The 6,884-nt window shown below is 47.6% G+C and carries 6 protein-coding genes and 1 rRNA gene; all 7 read left to right on the top strand.

The window, feature by feature from the left end; all coding sequences use genetic code 11:
- Positions 1–504 (top strand): integrase core domain-containing protein (locus ABF86_RS09685; protein ID WP_160803569.1); only part of this gene is annotated, 504 nt, incomplete at its 5' end.
- 20 nt (positions 505–524) lie between these two features.
- Positions 525–863, top strand: a complete 339-nt coding sequence (locus ABF86_RS09680) for an Hpt domain-containing protein (RefSeq protein WP_345889567.1) — start codon at positions 525–527, stop codon at positions 861–863.
- A gap of 17 nt (positions 864–880) precedes the next feature.
- Positions 881–2,074 carry an ADP-forming succinate--CoA ligase subunit beta gene (sucC, locus tag ABF86_RS09675; RefSeq protein ID WP_011633349.1) on the top strand — a complete coding sequence of 398 codons (1,194 nt, stop codon included), beginning with the start codon at positions 881–883 and terminating at the stop codon, positions 2,072–2,074.
- 3 nt (positions 2,075–2,077) lie between these two features.
- Positions 2,078–2,953, top strand: a complete 876-nt coding sequence (gene sucD / locus ABF86_RS09670) for a succinate--CoA ligase subunit alpha (RefSeq protein ID WP_011633350.1) — start codon at positions 2,078–2,080, stop codon at positions 2,951–2,953.
- Positions 2,954–2,990: 37 nt separating this feature from the next.
- The gene (locus tag ABF86_RS09665; RefSeq protein WP_011633351.1) at positions 2,991–3,311 is read left to right on the top strand and encodes a hypothetical protein; all 321 of its coding nucleotides are present in this window, start codon (positions 2,991–2,993) and stop codon (positions 3,309–3,311) included.
- Positions 3,312–3,338: 27 nt separating this feature from the next.
- Positions 3,339–4,766 carry a D-alanyl-D-alanine carboxypeptidase/D-alanyl-D-alanine-endopeptidase gene (gene dacB / locus ABF86_RS09660; protein WP_011633352.1) on the top strand — a complete coding sequence of 476 codons (1,428 nt, stop codon included), beginning with the start codon at positions 3,339–3,341 and terminating at the stop codon, positions 4,764–4,766.
- 524 nt (positions 4,767–5,290) lie between these two features.
- A 16S ribosomal RNA gene (locus ABF86_RS09655) occupies positions 5,291–6,827 on the top strand.
- Positions 6,828–6,884 lie beyond the last annotated feature (57 nt).

Genomic DNA, 6,884 nt, shown 5'->3' with positions numbered 1-6,884 from the left:
ATTGACCGGACATCAAAGTTCGTTTTTGTTCAACTCCAGAACAAAGCCAACCGCAACACGGCAACCGCCTTCTTGAAGGCCGTGATCGAGACTGTTCCCTACAAGATCCATACAATCCTGACTGATAACGGTATCCAGTTTACGTTCCCGGCGCGTTATCGGAATGGGCCAACGGCTCAGTATGTAACGCATATGTTCGATAGGTGTTGTCAGATCAACGGCATCGAGCACCGTCTCACCAAACCCAACCATCCCTGGACCAATGGTCAGGTTGAACGCATGAATCGAACCATCAAGGATGCGACTGTAAAACGGTATTATTACGACTCACACGATCAGTTGAAGGCCCATCTCCATCGCTTTGTGATGGCTTATAACTTCGCCAAAAGACTAAAAGCTCTCAAAGGCCTAACACCCTATGAATACATCTGCAAAATCTGGAAAAATGAGCCAGATCGTTTTATCTTTGACCCATTCCAGCACACCGTGGGACTAAACATTTAGTTGCCGCTGAAAAAATCACAGTGGATATTAATATACTTAAATCGTTGGTCGGAAATGATCAGGTCATTATCAAAGAATTTTTGCAAGATTTTCTCCGTGACGCTCGAAAGATTGCTGAACAGTTGCAAAGTACCGTAGCAGATGGCAAGGCAGATGAGGCGAAATTTGCCGTACATAAGCTTAAATCTTCAGCGCGTTCGATTGGTGCGCTGGCTCTGGGTGAGTGGTGTGCGCAAATGGAGGTGGCTGCAAAAGAAGGTGATGTGGAAAAACTGGCTAGGCTATTGCCTGGCTTTAAACAAGAGCTGGCCGAAGTGGGGAGTTATATTAAGAAGGTATTGGCACAACCCGATGTGTGAGCGCAAAAGGATGAAATATGAAAATTCATGAATACCAGGCTAAAGCAATTCTTAGCCGTTATGCGATTAGTGTGCCGGCCGGTATTGCTTGTTTTAGCGTGGAGGAAGCGATTCTGGCTGCTGAAAAGCTGGGGGGTGATAAATGGGTGGTCAAGGCACAAATTTATGCTGGAGGGCGTGGCAAGGCAGGGGGGGTAAAGCTGGCAAAGTCCATTGTGGAGGTCCGGCAGTTTTCTGAGGCGATGTTGTTTGCTCCGCTGGTCACGCATCAAACCGGCCCACAGGGACAGATTGTTCGCCGGCTCTATATTGAACAGGGGATCGATATCAGTCATGAGTATTACGTGGCACTGGTTGTTGATCGTGCTTCGCAGTGTGTCAGTTTAATTGCGAGTGATGCGGGTGGCATGGATATTGAGGGGGTGGCAACCAGTACACCAGAAAAAATACATAAAACTCAGATTAATCCGCTTGAGGGATTGAATCTTCAAGATGCAGAGAGAGTTGTGCGCCAGATCAATTTGCCTGAATCATGCCGATCAGCGGCGGTGTCTATGCTGGGGGCGCTATATCAGGCATTCGATGAGAACGATATTTCATTACTTGAAATCAATCCGTTGATTGTTACACCAGATAACCGTCTGATTGCTTTGGACGCCAAAATGAATTTCGATGATAACGCCTTGTTTCGTCATCCGGAAATCGTTGCCCTGCGGGATCTGGATGAAGATGATCCGCTTGAGGTTGAAGCAGCGCGGCATGGGCTTTCCTATATTCCGCTTGATGGTGATATTGGCTGTCTAGTCAACGGTGCTGGTTTGGCTATGGCAACCATGGACATTATTAAACTCTATGGTGGCAATCCAGCCAATTTTCTGGATGTGGGAGGCGGAGCGACGGTGGAAAAAGTAACTGAGGCATTCAAGCTGATGCTGAGAAATCCCGATTTGCAGGCAATACTGGTCAATATTTTTGGTGGGATTATGCGCTGCGATGTAATTGCTGATGGGGTGGTGTCAGCGGTGCGCGAGGTGAAGCTAGCTGTTCCATTGATTGTTCGATTGGAGGGAACCAATGTGGAGTTGGGGAAAAAGATTCTGGCAGATTCGGGATTAACGATTATTGCTGGCAGCAACATGGCTGATGCTGCCAGAAAGGCGGTGGATGCAGCAGCTCGGCATCGATCTGAAGCTGCAACCAGAGGAGCATAACAGATGGCTATTCTGATTGATCGTCATACGCGTGTCATGACACAGGGTATTACAGGTAAAACCGGGCAGTTTCATACTCGCCAGTGCCGAGAATATGCTTTTGGCAGGGATTGTTTTGTGGCTGGAGTCAATCCTAAAAAGGCAGGAGAGGATTTTGAAGGTATTCCGGTGTTTGCAACAGTGGAAGCAGCAAGGCAGACGACGGGTGCGACTGTATCGGTGATTTATGTGCCGCCTGCTTATGCAGCTGCAGCAATTGATGAGGCGGTGGAGGCCGAACTGGATCTGGTCATCTGCATTACTGAAGGTATTCCTGTTCGAGATATGTTGCGGACACGCGCCCGTATGCGTGGAAAAAAGACACAGTTGATCGGTCCTAATTGTCCGGGAGTTATCACGCCAGGTGAGTTGAAAATTGGCATTATGCCAGGCGCCATTCATCAACAAGGAAGGATTGGGGTGGTTTCAAGATCAGGTACGTTAACTTATGAGGCAGTGGCGCAGCTGAGTGAGCTGGGATTAGGGCAATCTACTTGCATCGGAATTGGTGGTGATCCGATCAATGGTCTTAAACATATTGATATCCTAAAGTTGTTCAATGAGGATGACGGAACTGATGCGGTGTTGATGGTGGGTGAAATTGGTGGTACTGATGAGGAAGAATCTGCTCATTGGGTTAAAGATCATATGAAGAAGCCGGTGGTGGGGTTTGTTGCCGGAATGACAGCGCCTCCCGGCAAACGGATGGGGCATGCAGGTGCAATTATTGCTGGAGGCAAAGGAACAGCACAGGAAAAAATTGAAGTAATGGAGGCATGTGGTATTCATGTTGCCCGCAATCCAGCTGAAATGGGCAAGCTATTGAAAACAGTGATATAGCAAAAAATAAAATATAACGAATAAAAGGGAGTGAAAAATGCTGCGAGTAAATGTTGTTGCGATAGTAATTGCTTTATTGGCAGGCTGTACGATGGCTAAGCGCCCGATGCCTGGCCCCGTTCTCCCGGCTCCGGATCCTGTTGTGCAGCAAAGACCGTCCGGTCCGTTGCCGCTTAGTACGCGCCCAACCTACAATCTTGCTGGCTACCCCAAAGCAGCTCAGGAAGGATATGTGGATGGATGTGAAACCGCAAAACAATCAGCTTATGGGTTTAAGGATAAAAAACGCTACGCGGCCGATATGCAGTACCGGATGGGTTGGGATGACGGGTTATCTATTTGTCGTGGTACACGTTGATCAAAATAAACTGATCCGCTGACTGTTATGAAAAGTTTGCTGAAAATAACGTGGTTATTATGGGGTGCGTTGACTTTTCCGGCTTATGCCGTTGATTTGCCAGATACCGTCAGGCAGGCACTAAAAAAAACAGGCATTCCCGAAGCAGCTGTCGGGATTTATGTCAGGGAAGTCGGTGCTGAGCGGCCGCTAGTGTCAGTCAATGCTGATGTGCCAATGAATCCTGCTTCAGTCATGAAGGTTGTAACAACGTATGCCGGACTGGAAATGCTTGGGCCATCATACACGTGGCGTACTAAGGTGTATGCAAATGGCAATCTGGAAAATGGCAGATTGCAAGGTGACTTGATCATCAAGGGTTATGGCGATCCCAGTCTTAATCTGGAAAATTTCTGGCTGTTGCTCCGTCAGCTTCGCCAGTCCGGGCTAAAAGATATCAGCGGGGATCTGGTACTGGATTACAGCTACTATAGTTTTCCGACGGAAAATCCTGGTGCTTTTGATGGTAAACGCTATAAAACTTACAATGTGGCCCCGGAAGCGCTGCTGGTGAATTACCACACATCAACACTACATCTATTTCCCGAATCGCAGCATGGTGGAGTGCGGGTTACGGCCGATCCGGAAAGCCAATTGCTGAATGTGCAAAACCACCTCAAACTGACTCAGAAAAAATGTAGCACCAGTGGAGTTCGCGTGAATATTCGTGACGATGTTCCGCGACCAGGCCATGTGACAGTAATGCTTGAAGGTGATTACTCGGCTCATTGTGGCCAAACCGCTTACTACCTGAGTTTGCACGAGAGCTCGACGTACATTCATCAGCTGTTTAGTGGGCTATGGAAGCAACTGGATGGTACATTTAATGGCAGCGTACGGCATGGAGTAACATCAAAAACGCTGAATCCGATTAGTGTCTACCATTCTCCGCCACTGGCCGAAGTCATTCGTGGTATTAACAAATTCAGTAATAACGTAGCAGCAAAACAGTTGTTTTTATCACTGGGTGAAACAGAATCTAACGGCGGCGAATTTGTTTCACCCAATCTTGCGCGATCTGGAATACGACAGTGGCTATTTTCAAAAAATATGGATTTTCCAGAATTGGTGCTGGAAAATGGATCGGGGTTGTCACGCATAGAACGAATCAGTGCGCGGCATTTAAATGACTTGCTGAATGCGGCTTATTTTTCGCCCACGATGCCTGAATTCATGGCCTCCCTGGCAGTGGTCGGGGTGGATGGAACAGCTCGAAAGCGCTTAAAGAAATCCGTTGTTGCTCAAAAGGCGCATATTAAAACAGGCACATTGAAAGATGTATCCGCGATAGCAGGGTATGTGCTGAACCATAAAAAAAAGCGTTATGTAATAGTATTCATCGTGAATCATCCGAAGTCAGGCGGTGCAAGAGTGGCTATGGATGCGCTATTAGAATGGTTGTATATAAAAACATAAAACATGAGGAAAGTGTAGATAGCGGGCTAGGGCCTGTTTCCGTTTGATCTCACTCAAGCTTTTGATTTAAAGAAGCAAGCTCAATTGTTATAGCTCCCACACAACAGTAATACGAGTTTGCTCTTATAAAGCAAGAAGATAGCCTGAAATGCCAACAGACCCTAGGTATAAAATTAAAAATGTTTTTAAGCAAAAATAGATGATCCGCAAGATACTTTGTCGCAGAATCACGAAGGTGTCTGTATTTAAAATACTAAATAGAATCAAATGATTACATTGATCAACAGATAAAAATGAAAAATGATGGCTAACATCGCTTGACTTGGGTTATTTAATCTATATAATGCGCATCTCTATAGCGATGACGCAAGTCAAAGCAAAGATCTTTAAAAAAACAAATAACCAATAAGTGTGGACGCTTGGCAATATAAAAGTTGTAAGGCCCAATAAAATTGGGCTGGTAAATGATTAAGCGTCTGCGAAGATGGCCTGTCAAATAGGCTTGAGTCAGATGAAAAGAAATAAAACTGAAGAGTTTGATCCTGGCTCAGATTGAACGCTGGCGGCATGCTTTACACATGCAAGTCGAACGGCAGCGGGGGCTTCGGCCCGCCGGCGAGTGGCGAACGGGTGAGTAATACATCGGAACGTGTCCTTAAGTGGGGAATAACGCATCGAAAGATGTGCTAATACCGCATATCTCTCAGGAGGAAAGCAGGGGATCGAAAGACCTTGCGCTAAAGGAGCGGCTGATGTCTGATTAGCTAGTTGGTGGGGTAAAGGCTTACCAAGGCAACGATCAGTAGCTGGTCTGAGAGGACGACCAGCCACACTGGGACTGAGACACGGCCCAGACTCCTACGGGAGGCAGCAGTGGGGAATTTTGGACAATGGGCGAAAGCCTGATCCAGCCATGCCGCGTGAGTGAAGAAGGCCTTCGGGTTGTAAAGCTCTTTTAGTCGGAAAGAAAGAGTCATAGTAAATAGCTATGATTTATGACGGTACCGACAGAAAAAGCACCGGCTAACTACGTGCCAGCAGCCGCGGTAATACGTAGGGTGCGAGCGTTAATCGGAATTACTGGGCGTAAAGGGTGCGCAGGCGGCCTTGTAAGTCAGATGTGAAAGCCCCGGGCTTAACCTGGGAATTGCGTTTGAAACTACAAAGCTAGAGTGCAGCAGAGGGGAGTGGAATTCCATGTGTAGCAGTGAAATGCGTAGAGATGTGGAAGAACACCGATGGCGAAGGCAGCTCCCTGGGTTGACACTGACGCTCATGCACGAAAGCGTGGGGAGCAAACAGGATTAGATACCCTGGTAGTCCACGCCCTAAACTATGTCAACTAGTTGTCGGATCTAATTAAGGATTTGGTAACGTAGCTAACGCGTGAAGTTGACCGCCTGGGGAGTACGATCGCAAGATTAAAACTCAAAGGAATTGACGGGGACCCGCACAAGCGGTGGATTATGTGGATTAATTCGATGCAACGCGAAAAACCTTACCTACCCTTGACATGCTTGGAATCTAATGGAGACATAAGAGTGCCCGAAAGGGAGCCAGGACACAGGTGCTGCATGGCTGTCGTCAGCTCGTGTCGTGAGATGTTGGGTTAAGTCCCGCAACGAGCGCAACCCTTGTCGCTAATTGCTATCATTTTAATGAGCACTTTAGCGAGACTGCCGGTGACAAACCGGAGGAAGGTGGGGATGACGTCAAGTCCTCATGGCCCTTATGGGTAGGGCTTCACACGTAATACAATGGCGCGTACAGAGGGTTGCCAATCCGCGAGGAGGAGCCAATCTCAGAAAGCGCGTCGTAGTCCGGATCGGAGTCTGCAACTCGACTCCGTGAAGTCGGAATCGCTAGTAATCGCGGATCAGCATGCCGCGGTGAATACGTTCCCGGGTCTTGTACACACCGCCCGTCACACCATGGGAGTGATTTTCACCAGAAGCAGGTAGTTTAACCGCAAGGAGGGCGCTTGCCACGGTGGGGGTCATGACTGGGGTGAAGTCGTAACAAGGTAGCCGTAGGGGAACCTGCGGCTGGATCACCTCCTTTCATAAATTATTGTCAAGTGTTCACACTTATTGGTTGTTTGAGTAGATAAATATAAAT

Origin of the sequence: Nitrosomonas sp. GH22 (genome assembly GCF_009833115.1) — a bacterium.
In the GTDB taxonomy this organism is placed as follows: Bacteria; Pseudomonadota; Gammaproteobacteria; order Burkholderiales; family Nitrosomonadaceae; genus Nitrosomonas; species Nitrosomonas eutropha.
Note: the sequence above shows the minus strand (reverse complement) of the source record. Positions and strands in the feature narration are given on the sequence as shown.